Source organism: Burkholderia sp. MSMB1826 (genome assembly GCF_001526325.1).
In the GTDB taxonomy this organism is placed as follows: domain Bacteria; phylum Pseudomonadota; class Gammaproteobacteria; order Burkholderiales; family Burkholderiaceae; genus Burkholderia.
On sequence record NZ_LOYN01000004.1, the window covers coordinates 136,671 to 156,153 of the forward strand.

Here is a 19,483-nt window from a genome sequence, read left to right on the forward strand (position 1 = left end):
CGCGTGCGGCGGGCTCGCATTGCCGGCGGCGTCAACGCGGCGCCGGCTCTTCCAGATAGACGCCCGACGATAGCGCGGCCTTCACCTGCCGCGTGAATTCGTCGGTCGACACCTCCTCCGCCCCCGCTTCGATGGCGTCGTACGCCTGGCGCACGACGTCGGCCGGCGTGGCCTTCGGCACGTCGAGGCCGGCCGTCAGGTCGGTATCGATGAAGCCGGCATGCAGCCCGACCACCTGCGTATGCTGCTCGCGCAGCGAATGGCGCAGCCCGTTGGTCAGCGCCCATGCGGCCGATTTCGACACGCCGTAGCCCGACAGGATCGGCCGGTTCACCCAGCTCGCGACCGACAGGATGTTCAGGATCGCGCCGCCGCCGTGCGCCGCGAGGGTTCCCGCAAACGCCCGCGACATCGCCAGCATCCCGAACACGTTCGTCTCCAGGTGAGCGCGTAATGCGTCGACCGCACCGTCGTCCGTCAAGCTGCCGAGCCGCGCGATACCGGCGTTGTTGATCAGCAGCGTGACGTCGCGCGCGGCATCGGCCGCCGCGGCCACCGCCGCCGGATCCGTCACGTCGAGCTTCACGGGCACGACGCCCGGCAGCGTCACGCTGGCCGGATCGCGCGCCGCCGCATAGACCTTGCGCGCCCCTCGGGCGAGCGCCTGCTTCGCAAACCCGAGCCCCAGCCCGCGGTTCGCGCCCGTGATGAAAACGACTGCACCTTCGATCTTCATGATCGTTCCTTTCGCATGATGAATCGCCTGCGCGCCGGCTCGCCACGCGCTTGAGATCCGGTGAAAAACGAGGCTAGCCGAGCCGTTGCGCCGCCGGTGGCGAACGACGAGCCGTCCATCCGCTGCCGGCATGACCCCGCGACGTCGCAAACGTCGTCCGATTGCCATCCCCGCCCCCGACTTGGCTTTGCGTTGCCTGCCAAGTCGGCTACACTCGATGTCAATGGTGATCGCCATCGTCTTTGCGATGCATTGTGTTCGCGCCGGACGATCATGTCAATGGCGATCACCATTGTGTTTTTCAATCGACGCGATCGGCAACGATCAGGAGAGATCGATGGGCGTATCCAGACAGCAGGCTGCCGAGAACCGAAGCGCGATCGTCGCGGCCGCCGAGCGGCTGTTCCGCGTGCGCGGCGTCGATGCGGTGGGATTGACGGAGCTGATGAAGGAGGCCGGCTTCACGCAGGGCGGCTTCTACAACCACTTCAAATCGAAAGACGCGCTGGTCGCCGAAGTCATGGAAAAGGCGATGCGCGACCGCGCGGATTCGCCGAGCGCCGGCAATCTCGACGCGCAGGTGGCGGCGTATCTGTCGCCCGCGCATCGCGACAACGTCGAGGCCGGGTGCCCGCTGTCCGGCTTCGCGGGCGACGCACCGCGGCTGACCGATACGGCGCGCGCATGCTACGCGCACGGGCTCGCCGCGTATCTCGATCGACTGGAACGGATGGTGGCGACCGACGGCGCCACGCCGGAGCAGACGCGTCGCGACGCGCTTGCGGCCTTCAGCCAGATGGTCGGTGCGCTCGTGCTGTCCCGCGCGATCGCCGGCAGCGATCCCGCGCTGGCCGACGAAATTCTGGACGCGGGGCGGGACGCGCTGACCGGCCGACGCGGCGATCCAGTCGCGTCGGCGTAACGGCGCGCGTTTCGTCGCGCCGCCGCCGTCCTGGTCGCACTATTCGATTGCCCGCGCGGCATCCCACAGCGGCTGCGTGCCGCGCGCCGCATTCCACGCCGTGAACTGCGTGCGCCACGATTCGAACGGTTGCGCGAGCGGATGGCGCGGGTCGTCACTGAGCGAATACGCCATCCCTTCGATCAGCCAGCGCGGCTTGGTCAAGACGGCCAGGTTGCCGAGCACTTCGGCCTGGCGATGATGGATCAACTCGTGCGCGAGAAAGTAGGTCTGCCAGCCGCGGGGCGCGATCACGATGCCGAAATCGCCGAGCGTCAGCGCCGCGCGCGTGCCGAGGCCGAACGCATCGGCGCACGCACGCGTCGCGCAGAACACGATGCGCGGTGCGGCGCGGAACGCGCCGACGGCCGCCGCCGCGCGCGCGGCGCCGTCGCGGTAGAGCTGCTGCGCGGCGCCGAGCGTCGCGACATCGTCCGTGCAGATGTCGGCGCTCGGGCACGACACGCCGGGAACCAGCGCGGGCGCGACGACGCGCAGCGGTTTGACGAGCGCGTACGCGGCAATCGGCAGCGCGACGAGCAGGCCCGTGAGGGCGAAAGCGATAGGGGCGCGTTTCATCGAGGCGGCGGTTTGACGGATGCCATCACGCGAGCTGCTTGTGGAAATACGTCGTCGCGCAGAGCGCGCCGTCGGGCATCAGCGCGTAGTTCGGCACGACGCCCACGCGTTGCCAGCCGGCCCGCTCGTACAGCCGCTCGGCGTCGCCGCCCGTCACCGTGTCGAGCACGAGCACGGTCTTGCCCGCATCGCGCGCGGCCGCGTCGGCCGCCGCCATCAGCCGCGCGGCGATGCCCTGCCGGCGCGCGTGTCGCGACACGAGCATCTTCGCGACGTCCGCGCGATGCGGCTGGTTCTCGGGCTGCGCGGTCACGAGCTGCACGGTGCCGACGATGCGGCCCGACGCATCCTCGGCGACGAGCAGGATGCGCTCGTCGTTCGCGACGCCCTCGGCCACGCGCGTCCAGAATGCGACGGCGGTCGTCCGCTCGATCGGCAGCATGAAGCTGACGGATGCGCCGCCTTCGACGCAATCGATCAGCACGTCGGCCAGCGCATCGACACAGGCCATCGCTTCGCTCGCGCCGACGCGGCGGACGGTAACAGGTTCGGTCATGCCCTCTCCGGTAGTCAGATGGGCCGCATGCACGGGTGCGGCATGGGCCGGAATCGGAACGCACGCCGGCCGGGTATCGAGGCTCGCGCGACGGCGGCAGGCGTCCGGTAACGTGGCGCCCGGTCGGCGCGTGTTACCGCCCCATCATCGTACGCGACGGAAATTTTCGTTGCATCGGTTTCGACATCGCCTACACTTAGCCGAATGGATAACATTCAACCCGGCATCAGCGACGTGTTCCATGCCCTCGCCGATCCGACGCGCTGCGCGATCGTCAGCGCGCTCGGCCACGGCGAGCGGACCGTCTCCGCGCTGGCCGCGCCGTTCGACATGGCGCTGCCGTCGTTCATGAAGCATGTCGCGGTGCTCGAGCGCAGCGGCCTCGTGGCGACCCGGAAAACCGGCCGCTCGCGCACCTGCGCGCTGGTCGGCAGCCGGCTGACCGAGGCCGAGGCATGGCTCGCCGCGCAGCGCGCGCAGTGGGAAGCGCGATCCGATCGTCTCGTCGAATTCGTCGAACGCCGTCACCAGGAGGAGCAAGATGTCCGCAAGCCACGTCGAACCCGCTGAAGCCCACGATCTCGTCATCACGCGCACGTTGCGCGCGCCGCGCCACGCGCTCTGGCGCGCATGGACCGACCCCGAACTGCTGAAGGAATGGTGGTGTCCGAAGCCGTGGACCACCGAGGTACGCGCGTTCGACCTGCGGCCGGGCGGCGCCTTCCATACGTTCATGCGCGGCCCCGACGGCGGCACGAGCGACAACCCCGGCTGCTTCCTCGAAATCGTGCCGGAATCGCGCATCGCGTTCACGTCGATGCTCGCGGGCGGCTGGCGGCCGCAGGCGCCATGGCTGGGCTTCACGGCGATCGTCACGATGGCCGACGACGACGCGGGCAGCCGCTACGAGGCGCGCGTGATGCATCCCGACGCCGCGACGCGCGAGCGCCACGAAGCGCTCGGGTTTTTCGAGGGCTGGAACACCTGCATCGCGCAGCTCGACGCGTTCGCCGCCACGTTGCGCTGAACGCCGCCTCGCGCGCGGTCATTGCATGCCGCCGCGCCCGCGCCTAGGATTCCTGAAGGAAGCACGACGACACGCCGGGCGCCGGCATGCACCGTCGCGCGCGCTTCGCGGGAGGCGACATGTTGCACACGCACACACATTCGACCCGGGTCAGCCGGCACCTGAACGCCCCGCGGGGGCGCGTCTATCGCGCGCTGCTCGACCCGCACGCGGTCGAACAGTGGAAGGTGCCCGACGGCATGACCTGCCGCGTCCATGCTTACGACACGCGCGAAGGCGGCGCGCTGCGCGTGTCGCTGAGCTACGACGCGCCGTCGGCCGGCACCGGCAAGACCACCGCGCGCACCGACACCTATCACGGCCGCTTCGTCACGCTCGTGCCGGACCGGCAGATCGTCGAGATCGATGTATTCGAAACCGACGACCCGATGCTGCGCGGCGCGATGACGATCACGATCACGCTGTCCGACGAAGCGGGCGGCACGCGCGTGGACGCGGTGCATGACGGCGTCCCGCCCGGCGTGCCGGCCGCCGACAACGAGACCGGCTGGCAGATGGCGCTGGCGCGGCTCGCGGCGCTGGTGGAAGCCGGATGACGCCGCGCAAGCGCATCAGCCGAGCCGGTACACCCGCGTAGCCGTGCCGCGGAACAGCGCGTCGCGCTCGTCGGCGCCGGCCTGCGCGGTCAGCCGCTTGAACGCGTTCCAGCCGTTCACGAACGCATACGATCCCTTGTCGACCGGGAAATTGCTCTCGAACATGCAGCGCCCGGGGCCGAATGCGTCGATGCAGGTCATCATCCACGGCTTCCACGCATCGGCGAGCTGCGCCGAGGACGGTGGCTTCGCGCCTTTCTCGAAATCGAACCCGTTGATGCGCATCCCGAGGCCGCCAACCTTCACGTACACGTTCGGCAACTGCGCGAGCGTGCGCATCGACGCCGACCAGCGCGCGAACACCTCGGGCCGCTTGTCCGCATAGCTGCCGATCCGCACGACACCGCCGCAATGATTGACGACGATCCGCGTGTCCGGGTTCGCTTTCGCGAGATCGAACAATTCGGGTAACTGAGGGAAAAACAGCCATGCGTCGTACGACAGCCCGAGCGGCGCGAGCTGCGCGACGCCGGCCCGGTACGCGGGATCGAGCAGCAGCCCGCGCGGCACTGCCGACAACGGATTGGCGAGCGTCGGATCGGCATCCCACGTGCTCAGGTGCCGCACGCCGCGAAACCGCCCGCGCCCGACTTCTACATGCGCTTCCAGCACGTCGCGCACACGTTCGCCGAGCCGCAGGTCCGCATGGCCGACGATGCCTTTCGCGACGGCCACGGGGCCGTGCTGCAGCGGCTCGGTCACGCCGGCGACATAGGCCGTCTCGCCTACCGGCTTCAGTTCCGCCGTGCCTGAATCGCGATAGCGCGTCTGCGCCTGCATGTAGACGGACGCCTGGATGTTGTGGCCCGAGCGTGCGTCCTGCAGATAGTCGTCGAGCATGTAGATCCAGCCCGGCCGTTCGTAGAAGTGATGATGCGCGTCGACGATCGGCAGGTCGGGCTCGAGCGCCGGTTCGAGCGCCGACGCGAGCCAGTCGGGACGGACCGCGAGGTAGTTGCTTTGCGTCATGCGGGGAGCTCCGTCGTGGGCCGGCGTGTCGGCGAACGCGGGCAGCGCGAGCGATGCGGCGGTTGCACCGATCAACCGGCGCCGTTTGATCGAAAAGGTCATGTCATTCGCTCCGGTCGAACGCGTACAGCGACAGCGTGAGCAGTGTCGTGATCGCCAGGACGATCGCGAGGCCGAGCATCCCGGCCGTGAACGTGCCGAAGCCGTCCTTCAGGTAGCCGACGAGGTAGGGGCCCGCGAAGCCGCCGAGCGCGCCGATCGAATTGATCAGCGCCAGCCCGCCGGCCGCGGCCTGGCCGGACAGGAAGCGCGACGGCAGCGTGTAGAAGATCGTGCGGCCGGCAATCGTGCCGATCAGCGCGAGCGTGATGCCGACGAGCGCCGGCCCGAGGGTCAGGAAATGCGTCGACACGCCGAGCGCCACCGTGCCGATGAGCAAGCCGATCGCCAGGTTCGCGACCGGACCGCCGCGACGGTCCACCCGCTTCGCCCACCACAGCAGCGCGACCGTTGCGAAGAAGTAAGGCACCGCGGACAGCCAGCCGGTCTGCATCGTCGACATCCCGTGCGCCTTCAGCATTTGCGGCAACCAGATGCCGATTCCGTACGAGCCCATCGTGAAGCCGAACGAAATCAGCGCGAGCACGTACACACGCACGTCGCGCAGCGCGACGCCGAAGCGCTTCTTGCGGCCGGCCGCCGCGCCGTCGCGCTCGAACGCACGCTGCAGCGCGGCACGCTCGTCGTCCGACAGCCACGCGGCATTCGCCGGCGAATCGGACAGCAGCTTCAGCACGAGGAAGCCGAGCGCGCACGCGGGCAGCCCTTCGACGATGAACATCCATTTCCAGCCGGCGAGCCCGAGCACACCGTCGAGCTGCAACAGCCACGTCGACAGCGGGCCGCCGATCAACGACGACAGCGGCGTCGACACGGTGAACCACGCGAGCACGCGCGTGCGGTAGCTCGCGGGAAACCACACGGCGAGGAAGAAGATCACGCCGGGAAAGAATCCGGCTTCGCCGATGCCGAGCAGCAGCCGGATCGCGTAAAAACTCGTCGGCCCCGTCGCGAGCGCGGTCGCGGCCGCCATCAGCCCCCACGTGATCATGATCCGGGCGAGCCAGCGGCGCGCACCGAAGCGGTACAGCGCGAGATTGCTCGGCACTTCGAACACGCAGTAGCCGGCAAACATGATCCCGGCACCCCAGCCGAACTGCGTGGCGGTCAGCCCGAGATCGCGATTCATCGTCAGCGCCGCGAAGCCCACGCTCGTGCGGTCCAGATAGTTGAAGAAATACGCGAGCGCGAGCAGCGGGATGAAGCGCCACGCGGCCTTGCGCACCGCGCGTTGCTCGATCGACGCGTCGGCCTCGCGATCGGCGGCCAGCGCCGGGGAAGCGGATGTCATGGTTGTCTCCGTGGATGCGGCGCTCCTCCCACGCGCGGCGCGCGGCCGGGACGCCTTTGTTCGTTCGATGAATCGCGGCTGCGCTACGCGCTCGCCACTTCGTTCGCCGAAGGCGCGCCGCCCGGCCCGTCGCCGTGCGCGGCGACGTCCGTGCCGGTCGGCCCCGCGACGACGCCCGCATCGATCAGCGCACGCGCGTCGTCGGGCGTGTAGCCGAGCTCGCCGAGCAGCGCGCACGTGTCCTGGCCGAGCGCGGGCGGCGCCGAGCGCAGCCGCAGGCGCTCGCCTCCCAGCGTCAGCGGCAGCAGCGCGGTGCGCGTGTCGACCGGCCGCCCGGCGCTGCTCGCGTCGGCCGGCAGCGTCACGGCTTCGAGGCCGCCCGTGGCGAGCAGATGCGGATCGTCGAACAGGTCCTGCGGCTTCGTGATCGGCGCATACGGCAAGCCCGTCGATTCGAAGATCGCGCCGATCTCCGCGGCCGAGTACGGCGCAAGCCGCGAACGCAGCTCGGGCAGCAGCCAGTCGCGCGCCTGCACGCGCAGGTTGTTGGTCGCGAGGCGCGGATCGTCCTTCAGCGCGGCCAGGCCGAACGCATCGCAAAACAGCGCCCACTGCGTGTCCGACACGACCGCGAGAAAAATCTGTTCGTCATCCTTGACGGAGAAGACGTCGTAGACGGCCCACGCGGAAATCCGGCTCGGCATCGGCGACGCGGCCTGCCCGGTCACCGCGAACTGCATCATGTGCTGCGCGACGAGGAACACGTTGTTCTCGAACAGCGAACTCTGCACCTGCTGGCCGCGGCCGGTGCGCTCGCGCTGCGCGAGCGCGGCCATCGCACCGATCGCGCCGAACATGCCGCCCATGATGTCGTTCACGCTCGCGCCCGCGCGCAGCGGCCGCCCTTCCGGGCCCGTCATGTAGGCCAGGCCGCCCATCATCTGCACGACCTCGTCGAGCGCGGTGCGGTGCTCGTACGGCCCCGGCAGGAAACCCTTGTGCGACACGTACACGAGGCGCGGATTCAGCGACTCCAGCGCCGGATAGCCGAGACCGAGCCGGTCCATCGTGCCGCTCTTGAAGTTCTCGCTTAAGACGTCCGCGGTCGCGACGAGCCGCCGCACGATCTCCAGCCCGCGCGGATCCTTCACGTCGACCGCGAGGCTCTTCTTGTTGCGGTTGAACATCCCGAAGAAGCCCGCGCCGGAACCCCGCAGCGCCCGCGTGCCGTCGCCCGCGATCGGCTCGATCTTGATCACTTCCGCGCCGAGATCCGCGAGCAGCATCCCGCACGTCGGGCCCATCACCATGTGCGTCATCTCGATCACGCGCACGCCCGCGTACGGCAGCGCGGCGGCCGGTTGCCGATCGTTCATCGTGCGACTCCCGCCACGCAACCTTCCGGTTGCACGGCCGATGGCGCGCGGCCGTCCGCATAGCGAAAGCCCTTCGGCAACCCCGCGTCGGGCACGTGGCCGTACAGCGCGTCGGACGGCAGCGCCGCATGCAGGATCGCGCGCGCGGCGAGCAGCGCGTCGACGTCGATGCCCGTGTCGTATCCCATCGCCTCGAGCAGGAACACGAGATCCTCGGTGACGATGTTGCCGGTGGCGCCCGGCGCATACGGGCAGCCGCCCAGGCCACCCTGGCTCGCGTCGATGGTCGTCACGCCCGCGTCGAGCGCCGCGACGACGTTCGCGAGCCCCTGCCCGCGCGTGTTGTGGAAATGCGCGCCGCCGGCCTTGTCGCCGACTTCGCGTCGCAGCCGCGTGAACAGCCGGCGCACCTGCGCGGGATTCGCATAACCGCTGGTGTCGGACAGGCCGATCTCGTCAACCCCGCATTCGGCCATCGCGACGGCCATCGCGATCGTCTCGTCGTCGGAGACCGCTCCGGCCATCGTGCAACCGAACGCAACCGACACGCCCGCCTCGATCTGCACCGACGGAAACCGCGCGTCGCGCAGCGCGACGATCGCGCGCACCTCGTCGATCATCTGCGCGGGCGTCTTGCGGATGTTCGCGAGCGAGTGCGCTTCGGTCACCGATACCGGCAACGTCAGCTTGTGGACGCCCGCGTCGAACGCGCTTTCGGCACCGCGCAGGTTCGGCGCGAGCGCGGCGACGTGCAAACCGGGAATCGCGAGCGCGTGCGCCACGACTTCGCGTACGTCGGCCATTTGCGGCAACAGCGTGGCCGGCACGAACGACCCGACCTCGATCTCGCGCAGGCCGGCCGCGGCCAGCGCGGTGATCCAGCGCAGCTTGGCAGCCGTCGGCATCACGGTCTTGATGCTCTGCAGCCCGTCGCGCGGCCCGACCTCGCTGACCAGCACCGCCGGATTTTTGGAAACCTTCATTCGACACCTCATCGTTCTATCTGAAAGAACATAGTTCTGTTTGATAGAACTTTAAGTGTGTGTCGAACGGGCGATAAGCGGGGTATACCCGTGAAATCGCGTTTTTCTGGAACTTGTGTTCTGCCAGATGGAACGATATAGTCCGCCGACCATCATTCGAAGGAAGCAGGCCGTGCCCAGGAATCCAGCAGATCACGCTCGCGACCCAGCCGATCCGGCGACGGAAGAAGCGTCCAGCGGCGTCGCCGTGCTCGACCGCGCGTTCGCGATCCTCCGTGCGTTCGGCCCGACCGACGACCGGCTGTCGCTCGCCGAACTGTCGCGCCGCACCGGGCTGTACAAGAGCACGATCCTGCGCCTTCTCGTCGCGCTCGAGCATGGCGGCTTCATGCGCAAGCTCGACGACGGCCAGTACGCGATCGGGCACGAACCGTTGCGGCTCGCCGCGCTGTACCAGCGCTCGTTCCGCGTCGGTCCGGTGGTCGAGCCGCTACTCGAGACGCTGAGCCGCGAACTCGGGGAAACGGCATCGTTCTATGTGCGCCAGGGCGACGTGCGCTCCGTGCTCTATCGCGTCGAGCCCGCGCGGGCGGTGCGCGTATCGATCCGCGTCGGCGAGGAGTTTCCGGTCGGCCAGGGCGCATCGGGGAAGGTGCTGCTGGCCTTCACCGACACGCAGGACGCCCGCTGGAGCGACGTGCGCGAACAGCTGTGGGCCGCGTCGTACGGCGAGCGCGACCCGGAGACGGCATCGGCGTCCGTGCCCGTGTTCGGCGCGGCCGGCGAATGCGTCGGCGCGCTGACGGTGTCGGGCCCGAAGTCGCGGCTCGCCGCCGCGCCGGCGATGACGGCGGCGCTCGCGATGCTGCTGCCGCTCGCGCAGAAGGCGACCGTCGCACTCGGCGGCGCGGGCGCACGCTACGACGCGCCCGCCGTGCGCGACAGTCTCGCGCGGCTCGCATCGTCGGCGGACGACGACGCCCGGTCGTAGGGAGCCGGTTGCGTCCGGCACGCGACACGGCAGCGCGAAAGGCAGCCGCATGCGACACTGGCCGCCGATGCACGCAGCGCGCCGTTCGCAGGCAACGCACCGCGCGTGCAACCGTCAACCGGACCCGCACGAGGAGACACCGCGATGAACGCCGCGCGCACCGCCACCTGGTATTTCGATTTCGTTTCGCCGTTCGCCTACCTGCAACAGGAACGGTTCGACCGGTTGCCGCCCGCCGCCGCGTTCGAGCCGCGGCCGATCGTGCTCGGTGCGCTGCTCGCGCACTGGGGCCAGAAAGCGCCGGCGGAAATCGCGGCCAAACGCGTGTTCACCTATCGGCATGCGCAATATCGCGCGGACAAGCTCGGCATTGCGTTCCGGATGCCGCCCGCGCATCCGTTCAATCCGATCAGGCCGCTGCGCCTCGCGATCGCGATGGGCAGCTCGCCGGACGCGATCCGGCGGATCTTCCGGCATATCTGGCGCGACGGCCAGGACGTGTCGACGCCGGCAGGCTTCGCCGCGCTGTGCGAAGCGGTCGGCTTTCCGGAAGGCGTGACGGCCGTCGAGGCCCAGCCGGTCAAGGACGCGTTGCGCGCGAACACGGATCGCGCGATCGCCGACGGCGTGTTCGGCGTGCCGACCTTCGCACTCGACGGCGACCTGTTCTGGGGCGAGGACGCGACCGACATGTTCGTCGACTGCGCGACGTCGCGCGCGTGGCTCGACTCGCCCGAAGTCCGCCGCATCAGCGCGCTGCCCGAAGGGATCCGGCGCGGCTGACGGCGCCCCCCGCCGACGTCGCCCGCTTCAGCCGTCGCGCCCTTCGACGAGCGCCGGCACGGCCTCGCGCATCATCGCCGCGAACCGCACGAGCCGCGACGGGTAGAACTGCGCATGCGGATAAGTCAGGTAGACGGGCAGCGGCGCGGCCTGCCATTCGGGCGCGAGGTGCACGAGATCGCCGCGCGCGAGATCGTCGGCCAGCATCCATGACGATCCGACACATGCGCCGACGCCCAGCAGCGCCGCGCTGCGCAGCGCATACAGGTTCGCGGTCGTGATGCGCGGGCGGATCGCGATGCGCCGCGTGTCGCCCGTCGCTGCATGCGTGAGCGCGAGCTCGGTACGGTAGTACGTACGCAACGCGAGCCACGGCAGCGCGGCGAGCGCATCCGGATCGGCCGGCACGTCGGCGCCGTTCAGTATGGACGGCGCGGCGACCACGAAGCGCGGCACCTTCGTCAGCCGGATCGCGACCACGCCCGGATCGGTCGGCTCGCCGACCTGGATCGCGCAATCGATACCGCTGCCGACGAAATCGCGCACCTCGTCCTGCAGCAGCCACTCGACCGACACGCGCGGATAGTCGCGCAGGAACTGCGCGAGCGGCGCGACGAAACGCTGCTGCCCAAACGCGTGCGGCACCGCGACGCGCAGCAGCCCGTCCGGCTCCTCCTGCGCGCCGCGCAAATCGGCCTCGAACGCCGCCCAGCTCGCCAGCAGCTCCTTCGCCCGCTTGAAGCAACGCTCGCCGTCGACGGTCAGCCGCATCGTATGGGTCGTGCGTTGCAGCAGCCGCATGCCGAGCGAATTCTCCAGCGCCTGCAACCGCCGGCTGACGGTCGGCTGCGTCGTATGCAACTGCACGGCGGCCGCCGACAGGCTGCCGGCCTCGACTATGCGCACGAAGGTTTCCATCAGCTCGAAACGATAGCCGGCGCCGTCCACCGGCACCGTCTGAATGCGCCGAGACCCGCCAGCAGCGGGAGAGGAAGAGGATTTTTCGGTCATGCATGCAGCGTATAACAAATCTGCGCCAGCCGGGACTACCGTCGCCGGCCGCGTACCGCCACACTCGCGTCCATTCCATTCTTCAACCGAGGATGTACGCGATGTCCACCCCGACCCGTCTCGACACCACGCCCCGCGTGGCGCATGCCCCGGCCCATCCGGCCGCCCATCCGGCCGCCCATTCGATGCCCGATCGCCGGCTCGTGCTGCTGCTCGCAGCGGCCGCCGGCCTCGGCGTCGCCCCGCTCTACTACGCACAGCCGATGCTCGGCGCGCTCGCGCCCGATCTCGGCGCATCGGCGCGAGCGATCGGCTTCGTGCCGACGCTCACGCAGCTCGGCTATGCGCTCGGCATTCTGCTGCTCGCGCCGCTCGGCGACCGCTTCGACCGGCGCCGCGTGATCGTGACCAAGGCCGCCGCGCTGGTCGTCGCGCTGCTGCTGGCCGCCGTCGCGCCGTCGCTCGGGCTGCTGCTTGCGGCGAGCTTCGCGATCGGTCTCGCCGCGACGATGGCGCAGGACGTCGTGCCGGCCGCCGCGACGCTCGCACACGACGCGCATCGCGGCCGCATCGTCGGCACGGTGATGACGGGGCTGCTGCTCGGCATCCTGCTGTCGCGCGTCGTGGCCGGATTCGTCGCCGAGACGGCCGGCTGGCGCGCGATGTTCGCGCTCGCGGCCGTCAGCGTCGCCGCGATCGGCGCGGTGGCCGCACGCGGGCTGCCGCGCTTCGAGCCGACCACGCGGCTGCCGTATCGCGCGCTGATCGGCTCGCTCGGCGCACTGTGGCGCGCCCATCCGGCACTGCGCCGCGCCGCCCTCGCGCAGGGGCTGCTGGCCGTCGGTTTCAGCGCGTTCTGGTCGACGCTCGCTGTGATGCTGCACGGCGCGCCGTTCCACCTCGGCAGCGCGGCCGCCGGCGCCTTCGGCCTCGCGGGCGCCGCGGGCGCGCTGGCCGCCCCGATCGCCGGGCGCCTCGCCGATCACCACGGCCCCGAGCGCGTCACGCGGATCGGTATCGGCATCGCGACGGTGTCGTTCGCGTCGATGGCCGCTGCGCCGCTGATGTCGCCGCATGCGCAGCTCGTCCTGCTCGCGCTCGCGACGATCGGTTTCGATCTCGGCGTGCAGGCCACGCTGATCGCGCACCAGGCGATCGTCTACCGGATCGATCCCGCATCGCGCAGCCGCCTCAACGCGGTGCTGTTCGTCGGCATGTTCATCGGGATGGCAGCCGGCGCCGCGATCGGCAGTTGGTTGCTCGCGCAACTGGGCTGGAACGCGGTGACCGCGCTGGCCGTCGCGACATCGCTGGCCGCGCTCGCCGTGCGGGTGTGGCGCAACTGAAGCCGGGCATCGCGTCGGGCCGGCGGGCGAGCCCACGAGGCTTGCCCGCTTTTTTTATTTTTCGATCGTCGCGCATGACGCTGCGCGGTGCGACAGATTCGCACCGTTGCGGCACGGCAATCGCTCATCCGGCGCAAGGACGGCGACGGCTCGCCGAATTGTCCAGTTCACCCAAATATTTTTTCCGATGCACGTGCACGCCCGCCCGCAAACGTCGGATGAATCGCCGCTGCCGCACCGCACGGCGCGCTCCCTTCCGGCCCCACCACACGGTCCCGGTTTATCAGGGGATTCCCGGTATTTTTTCGCATTTTCTTCGAAATAACGGGTGACATACTTGCCCCCCGTTGCGCTCCGTGCGAGCGCGCTTTCCGATCCAGCCGGCCGCCCGTCATGCGCTGCGCGTCCGCCCGGGTCGCACAGGACATGAACGATTTCGACACCACGATCCAGATCTTCCTCACCCACGTGACGTTCGGCCCGTTGATGAATCACGCGATCCGCGTGATCGCGGGCCTCTACACGTTCAAGGGCTTCGTGCTCATTCCCGTGCTGTGCTGGCTGTGGTTTCAGCCCGGCCCGAACCGCGAACGGCAACGCGAGCTGGTCGTCGCCACCGTCGCGAGCGGGCTCATCGCGCTGGCCGTCGGCCGCGTACTTGCGCAGGTGCTGCCGTTCCGCGTGCGGCCGATCTACAACCCCGACCTGCACCTGCACTTTCCGTCGGCCGGACTGCGCGCGGCGACGCTGCAGACATGGAGTTCGTTTCCGAGCGATCACGCGATGCTCTGGATGGCGATCGCGACCGGCATCTTCATCATCGCGCGCCGCATCGGCATCGTCGCGCTGCTGTATTCGGTCGTGTTCATCTGCCTGCCGCGCGCGTATCTCGGCTTTCACTATCCGACCGACCTGATCGCGGGCGCGGCGATCGGCATCGCGATCGCATGGCTGCTGACGCGCGACGCGGTCCGGTCGCGCTTCGCGCCGGCGGTGCTGGAGATGATCCGGCGCTTCCCCGCGCCGGCCTATACGCTCGCGTTCCTGCTGTGCTTCGAGTTGATCACGCAGTTCGACGAGTTGCTGACGCTCGCGCAGTCGGCCACGCACACGATGTGACGGGCGCCCCCGCGATGCTGCCGCTGCTGCTGTCGTTCCGTCGCCCCGGCGCGCTGCCGGCCATGCGCGGCCGCGGCACGCGGTGCGACGGCCGCGCCCGTCAGTCGCGATCGGGCGCGCCGAGCGGAAAGAACGAACGATACGGTCGTGCCTCGTCGACCGCGCGCGCGAACGACGGCCGCGCGAGCAGACGCTTGCGGTATGCGATCACGTTCGCGAACGCCGGGTCGATCCGGTGCGTCCAGTCCGCGTAGAACAGGAACGGCGCCGCGCCGCAATCGGCGAGGCTGAAGCGGTCGCCGGCCGCCCATTCGCGATCGGCCATCGTCTTGTCGAGCCACGCATACGACGTGTCGAGCATCGCGCGCGCATCGGCCACCCCACGCGCGTCGCGTTCGGCTTCCGGCCGCAGCGCATCGAACACGACCTTCTGCTGCGGCGTCGCCACGTAGTTGTCGAAGAAGCGGTCCATCGTCCGCACCTCGAGCGCCGCGCGCGGATCGTCGGGCAGCAGGCGCACGGGGCCCGGATGGTGCAGGCCGAGATACTCGATGATGATCGACGCCTCGATCACCGTGCGGCCCGCGTCGACGAGCACCGGGAAACGCTTCAGCGGCCACAGCGCGGCCAGTTCCTGCATCGGCTTCGGATCGTCGTGCGCGAGCACGCGATAGTCGAACGGCGTGCCGTTCTCGTACAGCGCGGTCAGCACTTTCTGGCAGTAAGACGAAAAGGGATGAGCGTAAAGCGTCGGCATCATGGACGGTCTCTCGGGTTTCGGCGCCGCGTCATGCGGCGCCACGTGATCGGATACCTTGACGACGAACGGCGCCCGGCCGTTTCGACATCGATCCGGAATTTTTTTCGAGGGACTGCCGGGGCCTACGAGCGGCCATCCGTCACGACACGCCCTTCGGCACGCCAGCGCAGCATCCCGCCGCCGAGATTCGCGACCGCGTCGAAGCCGGCCTTCTTCAGGATCACCGTCGCCTGCGCGGAGCGCCCGCCGGCCCGGCACACGGTCACGACCGGCCGCTCGCGCGCGATCTCGCCGGTGCGCGCGGCCAGTTCGCCGAGCGGGATCGGCATCGCGCCGGGCAGATGGCCGAGCGGGCCCGCGAATTCGTCCGGTTCGCGCACGTCGACGACCTGCACGGCCGGCAGATGATCCTCGAGCCATTGCGGATCGATTTCCCAGAAACCCGCGAACGTATAGACGAGCGGCGCCCAGTCGGCCGCCGCCCGCGCATCGGGCGCGTTCGCGGCGACGCCGCACTGGAGATTCGCCGGCACCGCGACGTCGATCTGGCGCGGATGCGCGAGCCCGAGGTTGCGCATGTAGCCGGCGAAATCGTCTTCGCTGAGATCGCCGCCGAGGCGCGGGTTGAAGCGCCGCTCCTCGCCGACGCTCGTCACCGTGAGCCCGCGATAGTCGTGCGCCGGATACAGCAGACACGCGGCCGGCAGCGTGAAGAGCCGGCCGTGCACCGCGCGATACAGCGCGCGCGGGTCGCCCTGCTGGAAGTCGGTGCGGCCGGTGCCGCGGATCAGCAGGCAATCGCCGGTGAACGCCATCGATTCGTCGTCGAGCACGAGGCTGATGCACCCGCTCGTGTGGCCGGGCGTCGCGCGCACGCTCAGGTAGCGCGAGCCGAACATGCAGCGGTCGCCGTCGTTCAGGTAGCGGTCGGCGCCCTGCGCGCCGCTCGCGGCCGAGATCGCGATCGCGCTGCCCGTGTGCTGCTTCAGGAGCCACGCGCCCGTCACGTGATCGGCATGCACGTGCGTGTCGACGGTCGCGACGAGCCGCAGCCCGAGTTCGTCGAGCAGCGCCGCGTCGCGGCGCACCTGCTCGAACACGGGATCGATCAGCAGCGCCTCGCGCGATGCGCCGTCGGCGAGCAGATACGTGTACGTCGACGATTGCGGGTCGAAAAGTTGCCGGAAGATCATGGCTCTGGGGCTCCGTCGCGGGTTCTTCAGTGGGTGTAGTCGAATCGGCATGCTGCATGGCGTCGCCGGGCGTCGGCGTCGGCGTCGGCGTCGGCGTCGGCATGACGATATCGCCACTGGACGAGCGACATCGGCCGCCGCGGTTCGCACATTCACACAGCGTAGATCAAAATACCCGCGCCGCCGGCAACACCCTGCGCGACAACCGTTTCCGACGACGAATCGCGCACGGCGGGACGATACGCGGCACCGGGGCGGCCGCGCACGCTGCCTTACACTACGGCCTGTTCTCGTCCCCGATCACAGGAATGCCCCCGACATGTCGATGACGATCGATCCGAAGCAGGCCGCCGCGCTGCTGGCCGTCGCCGACACCGGCAGCTTCGAGCAGGCGGCCGTGCGCCTGCACGTGACCGCGTCCGCCGTCACGCAGCGGGTCCGCGCGCTGGAAGCGAGCCTCGGCACGCCGCTCGTGCTGCGCACGCGGCCGTGCCGCCCGACCGTCGCCGGACAGCGCGTGCTGCAGCACCTGCGTCGCGTCGCGCTGCTGCAGGCCGACCTGCAGAGCATGCTCGCGGCCGAGCGCGAATCGCCGATCTCGGTGACGATCGCGCTGAATGCCGACAGCCTCGGCACGTGGTTCCTGCCCGCGCTGACGTCCGTGCTCGCGGGCGAGCGGATCCTGTTCGAGCTGATCGTCGAGGATCAGGATCACACGTTCGCGCTGCTCGAAAGCGGGATGGCGGTCGGCTGCGTGACGACCGAGCCGAAGCCGATGCGCGGCTGCATCGCGACGCCGCTCGGCACGATGCGCTACCGGCTGCTCGCCGCCGCCGCGTTCGCCGGTCGCTGGTTCCCGCGCGGCCTGAACCGCACGAGCGCGCGCCACGCGCCCGTCGTCGCGTATTCGCGGCGCGACACGCTGCAATCGTCGTTCCTGAAGGAGAAGTTCGGCTTGCCCGAAGGCGCGTACCCGTGCCACTACGTGCCGGGCACCCATTCGCACTTCGCCGCGGTGCGGCACGGGCTCGGCTACGCGATGGTGCCGGAGCCGCTGATCGGCGCCGCGCCGCTCGACGCCCAGGGGCTCGTCGATCTCGCGCCCGCGCATCCGACCGACGTCACGCTGTACTGGCACGCGTGGACCGTGCAGTCGCCGACGATGGCGTCGCTGTCCGCGCGGGTCGTCGAAGCGGCGCGCCGGCTGCTCGCGCCGTTGCCGTAACGCGCGGGCGATCGACGTTGCTGGCGCGGGATGCGCGGCGACAGGAAAGTCAGCCGCGCCGCCTATACTTTTTCCATCGGCCTCGCGAACGCGCCGCGCGGCCGATCATCCAGGTCCGGCCGTTCCCTTTCGTGTGAGGAGAACATCATGTCCCGCCGCTATATCGATTGCCGCGAGTTTCCCAGCGCGACGCATTGCTCGGTCGCCATCTCCGCCGACTCCGACAACGAACTGCTGGAGGCCGCCGTGCAACATGCGGTCTCGGTCCATCAGCACACCGACAGCGCCGAACTGCGCACGCAACTGAAATCGCTATTCCACGACGGCACACCGCCCGCCGACATGCCGAGGCAAGCGTAATCGGCTGGCACGGCAACGATCGAGCGACCGCGCGCCGCGTCACCCGTTCGTGCGTGACGTCATGTCGTACGACGCCGCGCCGGCCCGTCGCCGGCCGGCGCGTTCCGCTTCACACGCGACGCTGCGCGAAATACGCGCCGACCGCGCCGACGAACGTGTCGATGTCCGCGCGCGACACGTCGCAATGCGTGACGAAGCGCGACGCATACAGCATCTGCGTGAGGATCCCGCGCGCCTTGAGCCACGCCTCGAGCGGCACGCAATCGGCTTCGGGGAATTGCGCGAACACCATGTTCGTCGCATGCGACAGCACCTTCACTTCGTCGATGCGCGCGAGGCCGGCCGCGAGATGCGCGGCATTCGCGTGATCGTCCGCGAGCCGCTCGACGTTGTGATCGAGCGCATACAGGCACGCCGCCGCGAGAATGCCCGACTGCCGCATCCCGCCGCCCAGCACCTTGCGCCAGCGCTGCGCGCGCTCGATCAGCGCACGGCTGCCGACCAGCACCGAGCCGACCGGCGCACCGAGCCCTTTCGAGAAACAGATCGACACGGTGTCGAACGGCGCGCACAGCTCGGCGATCGGGCACCCCGATGCGACGGCCGCATTGCATACGCGCGCGCCGTCGAGGTGCGTGGACAGCCCGCGGCTGCGCGCGAACGCGACGGCTTCCTGCACATAGCCTTCCGGCAACACTTGGCCGCCGATCGTGTTTTCGAGCGCGAGCAGCCGCGTGCGGGCAAAGTGATTGTCGAGCGGCTTGATCGCCGCGGCGATCTTCGCGAGCGGCAGCGTGCCGTCCGGCGCGTTCTCGATCGGCTGCGGCTGGATGCTGCCGAGCACGGCCGCGCCGCCGCCCTCGTACTTGTAGGTGTGCGCGAGCTGGCCGACGATGTACTCGTCGCCGCGCTCGCAATGCGACATCAGCGCGGCCAGGTTGCTCTGCGTGCCGCTCGGGAAGAACAGGCCGGCCTCCTTGCCGGCGCGCTCGGCCGTCACCGCCTGCAGGCGCAGGACGGTCGGGTCGTCGCCCCAGACGTCGTCGCCGGTTTCGGCGGCGGTCATTGCGGCCAGCATCGCCTGGCTCGGACGTGTCACGGTATCGCTGCGTAAATCGATCATCGCTGTGCCCTGAGTAAACGAGCCGGCATCCCTGCGTCCGGCCCTGCCGAAAACGAGACTCAGAGTGTACGCAATTCACGCAGCGCGTGCCGGTGGAGGCACGCGGTCGCGCGGATCAATATCGCGGCGGGGGCGGCTGGACGCCCGCCGGCGGCATCGGCGGCGCGGCGCGCGGCGGCCCGGCGCGGCGCCCCCCCCCCCCCCCCCCCCCCCCCCCCCCCCCCCCTCCCCCCCCCCCCCCCCCACAGCTGGCCGGGCGCCACCAAGCAATCCCAGCAACCGAGGAGTTGTGGCCCCGCGGCACAGATAGCCGACGCC

Annotated in this window: 21 protein-coding genes; 10 read left to right on the forward strand and 11 right to left on the reverse strand. The window is 69.7% G+C overall.

Annotated elements, in window-relative coordinates:
• Positions 1-31: 31 nt before the first annotated feature.
• Positions 32-736 carry an SDR family oxidoreductase gene (locus tag WS95_RS01455; protein ID WP_059821906.1) on the reverse strand — a complete coding sequence of 235 codons (705 nt, stop codon included), beginning with the start codon at positions 734-736 and terminating at the stop codon, positions 32-34.
• Positions 737-1,073: 337 nt separating this feature from the next.
• On the opposite strand from WS95_RS01455, the gene WS95_RS01460 reads away from it, so the two are divergent.
• On the forward strand, positions 1,074-1,658 hold the full coding sequence (locus WS95_RS01460) for a TetR/AcrR family transcriptional regulator (protein ID WP_059821907.1): 585 nt from the start codon (positions 1,074-1,076) through the stop codon (positions 1,656-1,658).
• Positions 1,659-1,697: 39 nt separating this feature from the next.
• On the opposite strand, the gene WS95_RS01465 is transcribed toward WS95_RS01460, so the two are convergent.
• Complete coding sequence (locus WS95_RS01465) at positions 1,698-2,276, reverse strand: hypothetical protein (RefSeq protein ID WP_059821909.1); 579 nt, start codon at positions 2,274-2,276, stop codon at positions 1,698-1,700.
• 25 nt (positions 2,277-2,301) lie between these two features.
• Entirely contained in the window at positions 2,302-2,832 is a 531-nt protein-coding gene (locus WS95_RS01470; RefSeq protein WP_059821911.1) for a GNAT family N-acetyltransferase, read from the reverse strand.
• A gap of 204 nt (positions 2,833-3,036) precedes the next feature.
• On the opposite strand from WS95_RS01470, the gene WS95_RS01475 reads away from it, so the two are divergent.
• From WS95_RS01475 to WS95_RS01485, 3 genes are all read left to right on the forward strand, one after another.
• Positions 3,037-3,402: an ArsR/SmtB family transcription factor gene (locus WS95_RS01475; protein ID WP_059780090.1), complete on the forward strand. Its 366-nt coding sequence runs from the start codon at positions 3,037-3,039 to the stop codon at positions 3,400-3,402.
• The gene (locus WS95_RS01480; RefSeq protein ID WP_059821913.1) at positions 3,374-3,859 is read left to right on the forward strand and encodes an SRPBCC family protein; all 486 of its coding nucleotides are present in this window, start codon (positions 3,374-3,376) and stop codon (positions 3,857-3,859) included. The genes WS95_RS01475 and WS95_RS01480 overlap by 29 nt, the downstream gene beginning before the upstream one ends.
• A gap of 119 nt (positions 3,860-3,978) precedes the next feature.
• Positions 3,979-4,455, forward strand: a complete 477-nt coding sequence (locus WS95_RS01485; RefSeq protein WP_059821935.1) for an SRPBCC family protein — start codon at positions 3,979-3,981, stop codon at positions 4,453-4,455.
• 15 nt (positions 4,456-4,470) lie between these two features.
• On the opposite strand, the gene WS95_RS01490 is transcribed toward WS95_RS01485, so the two are convergent.
• From WS95_RS01490 to WS95_RS01505, 4 genes are all read right to left on the reverse strand, one after another.
• Positions 4,471-5,586 (reverse strand): amidohydrolase family protein, encoded by a 1,116-nt coding sequence (locus WS95_RS01490; protein ID WP_059821915.1) that lies wholly within the window; start codon positions 5,584-5,586, stop codon positions 4,471-4,473.
• Between the two features lies 1 nt (position 5,587).
• Positions 5,588-6,895 (reverse strand): MFS transporter, encoded by a 1,308-nt coding sequence (locus WS95_RS01495; protein ID WP_059821917.1) that lies wholly within the window; start codon positions 6,893-6,895, stop codon positions 5,588-5,590.
• An 83-nt stretch (positions 6,896-6,978) separates the two neighbouring features.
• Positions 6,979-8,271: a CaiB/BaiF CoA transferase family protein gene (locus WS95_RS01500; RefSeq protein ID WP_059821919.1), complete on the reverse strand. Its 1,293-nt coding sequence runs from the start codon at positions 8,269-8,271 to the stop codon at positions 6,979-6,981.
• Positions 8,268-9,254, reverse strand: a complete 987-nt coding sequence (locus WS95_RS01505) for a hydroxymethylglutaryl-CoA lyase (protein WP_059821921.1) — start codon at positions 9,252-9,254, stop codon at positions 8,268-8,270. The genes WS95_RS01500 and WS95_RS01505 overlap by 4 nt, the downstream gene beginning before the upstream one ends.
• A 172-nt stretch (positions 9,255-9,426) precedes the next feature.
• Between WS95_RS01505 and WS95_RS01510 the strand changes: the two genes are divergently transcribed.
• The gene (locus WS95_RS01510) at positions 9,427-10,245 is read left to right on the forward strand and encodes an IclR family transcriptional regulator (RefSeq protein ID WP_059821923.1); all 819 of its coding nucleotides are present in this window, start codon (positions 9,427-9,429) and stop codon (positions 10,243-10,245) included.
• Positions 10,246-10,389: 144 nt separating this feature from the next.
• Complete coding sequence (locus WS95_RS01515; RefSeq protein WP_034205985.1) at positions 10,390-11,028, forward strand: 2-hydroxychromene-2-carboxylate isomerase; 639 nt, start codon at positions 10,390-10,392, stop codon at positions 11,026-11,028.
• A gap of 27 nt (positions 11,029-11,055) precedes the next feature.
• Here the strand turns inward: WS95_RS01515 and WS95_RS01520 are convergent, their stop codons facing one another.
• Entirely contained in the window at positions 11,056-12,039 is a 984-nt protein-coding gene (locus tag WS95_RS01520; RefSeq protein WP_059834305.1) for a LysR family transcriptional regulator, read from the reverse strand.
• Between the two features lie 101 nt (positions 12,040-12,140).
• On the opposite strand from WS95_RS01520, the gene WS95_RS01525 reads away from it, so the two are divergent.
• Both WS95_RS01525 and WS95_RS01530 read left to right on the forward strand, forming a co-directional pair.
• Complete coding sequence (locus WS95_RS01525) at positions 12,141-13,385, forward strand: MFS transporter (protein WP_059821937.1); 1,245 nt, start codon at positions 12,141-12,143, stop codon at positions 13,383-13,385.
• Between the two features lie 426 nt (positions 13,386-13,811).
• The gene (locus tag WS95_RS01530; RefSeq protein WP_034205983.1) at positions 13,812-14,504 is read left to right on the forward strand and encodes a phosphatase PAP2 family protein; all 693 of its coding nucleotides are present in this window, start codon (positions 13,812-13,814) and stop codon (positions 14,502-14,504) included.
• Between the two features lie 100 nt (positions 14,505-14,604).
• On the opposite strand, the gene WS95_RS01535 is transcribed toward WS95_RS01530, so the two are convergent.
• On the reverse strand, positions 14,605-15,264 hold the full coding sequence (locus tag WS95_RS01535; RefSeq protein WP_059780097.1) for a glutathione S-transferase family protein: 660 nt from the start codon (positions 15,262-15,264) through the stop codon (positions 14,605-14,607).
• A 122-nt stretch (positions 15,265-15,386) separates the two neighbouring features.
• Positions 15,387-16,457, reverse strand: coding sequence for a rhodanese-like domain-containing protein (locus tag WS95_RS01540; RefSeq protein WP_059821925.1), 1,071 nt, complete (start codon positions 16,455-16,457; stop codon positions 15,387-15,389).
• A gap of 319 nt (positions 16,458-16,776) precedes the next feature.
• Between WS95_RS01540 and WS95_RS01545 the strand changes: the two genes are divergently transcribed.
• Together WS95_RS01545 and WS95_RS01550 are read left to right on the forward strand one after the other, a co-directional pair.
• Positions 16,777-17,682: an HTH-type transcriptional regulator ArgP gene (locus WS95_RS01545; protein WP_059821927.1), complete on the forward strand. Its 906-nt coding sequence runs from the start codon at positions 16,777-16,779 to the stop codon at positions 17,680-17,682.
• 147 nt (positions 17,683-17,829) lie between these two features.
• Positions 17,830-18,042 (forward strand): DUF1059 domain-containing protein, encoded by a 213-nt coding sequence (locus tag WS95_RS01550; protein WP_034205979.1) that lies wholly within the window; start codon positions 17,830-17,832, stop codon positions 18,040-18,042.
• A gap of 109 nt (positions 18,043-18,151) precedes the next feature.
• Here the strand turns inward: WS95_RS01550 and ltaE are convergent, their stop codons facing one another.
• Positions 18,152-19,165, reverse strand: a complete 1,014-nt coding sequence (gene ltaE / locus WS95_RS01555) for a low-specificity L-threonine aldolase (protein ID WP_059821929.1) — start codon at positions 19,163-19,165, stop codon at positions 18,152-18,154.
• Positions 19,166-19,483: the final 318 nt, after the last annotated feature.

Bases quoted from the DNA above. Each gene is read 5' to 3' on its own strand.
- WS95_RS01470 (WP_059821911.1), bottom strand. From the start codon at position 2,832: ATGACCGAACCTGTTACCGTCCGCCGCGTCGGCGCGAGCGAAGCGATG.
- WS95_RS01465 (WP_059821909.1), bottom strand. From the start codon at position 2,276: ATGAAACGCGCCCCTATCGCTTTCGCCCTCACGGGCCTGCTCGTCGCG.
- WS95_RS01525 (WP_059821937.1), top strand. From the start codon at position 12,141: ATGTCCACCCCGACCCGTCTCGACACCACGCCCCGCGTGGCGCATGCC.
- WS95_RS01545 (WP_059821927.1), top strand. From the start codon at position 16,777: ATGTCGATGACGATCGATCCGAAGCAGGCCGCCGCGCTGCTGGCCGTC.
- ltaE (WP_059821929.1), bottom strand. From the start codon at position 19,165: ATGATCGATTTACGCAGCGATACCGTGACACGTCCGAGCCAGGCGATG.
- WS95_RS01535 (WP_059780097.1), bottom strand. From the start codon at position 15,264: ATGATGCCGACGCTTTACGCTCATCCCTTTTCGTCTTACTGCCAGAAA.
- WS95_RS01500 (WP_059821919.1), bottom strand. From the start codon at position 8,271: ATGAACGATCGGCAACCGGCCGCCGCGCTGCCGTACGCGGGCGTGCGC.
- WS95_RS01520 (WP_059834305.1), bottom strand. From the start codon at position 12,039: ATGACCGAAAAATCCTCTTCCTCTCCCGCTGCTGGCGGGTCTCGGCGC.
- WS95_RS01505 (WP_059821921.1), bottom strand. From the start codon at position 9,254: ATGAAGGTTTCCAAAAATCCGGCGGTGCTGGTCAGCGAGGTCGGGCCG.
- WS95_RS01490 (WP_059821915.1), bottom strand. From the start codon at position 5,586: ATGACCTTTTCGATCAAACGGCGCCGGTTGATCGGTGCAACCGCCGCA.
- WS95_RS01530 (WP_034205983.1), top strand. From the start codon at position 13,812: ATGAACGATTTCGACACCACGATCCAGATCTTCCTCACCCACGTGACG.
- WS95_RS01495 (WP_059821917.1), bottom strand. From the start codon at position 6,895: ATGACATCCGCTTCCCCGGCGCTGGCCGCCGATCGCGAGGCCGACGCG.
- WS95_RS01485 (WP_059821935.1), top strand. From the start codon at position 3,979: ATGTTGCACACGCACACACATTCGACCCGGGTCAGCCGGCACCTGAAC.
- WS95_RS01480 (WP_059821913.1), top strand. From the start codon at position 3,374: ATGTCCGCAAGCCACGTCGAACCCGCTGAAGCCCACGATCTCGTCATC.
- WS95_RS01475 (WP_059780090.1), top strand. From the start codon at position 3,037: ATGGATAACATTCAACCCGGCATCAGCGACGTGTTCCATGCCCTCGCC.
- WS95_RS01515 (WP_034205985.1), top strand. From the start codon at position 10,390: ATGAACGCCGCGCGCACCGCCACCTGGTATTTCGATTTCGTTTCGCCG.
- WS95_RS01540 (WP_059821925.1), bottom strand. From the start codon at position 16,457: ATGATCTTCCGGCAACTTTTCGACCCGCAATCGTCGACGTACACGTAT.
- WS95_RS01550 (WP_034205979.1), top strand. From the start codon at position 17,830: ATGTCCCGCCGCTATATCGATTGCCGCGAGTTTCCCAGCGCGACGCAT.
- WS95_RS01455 (WP_059821906.1), bottom strand. From the start codon at position 736: ATGAAGATCGAAGGTGCAGTCGTTTTCATCACGGGCGCGAACCGCGGG.
- WS95_RS01460 (WP_059821907.1), top strand. From the start codon at position 1,074: ATGGGCGTATCCAGACAGCAGGCTGCCGAGAACCGAAGCGCGATCGTC.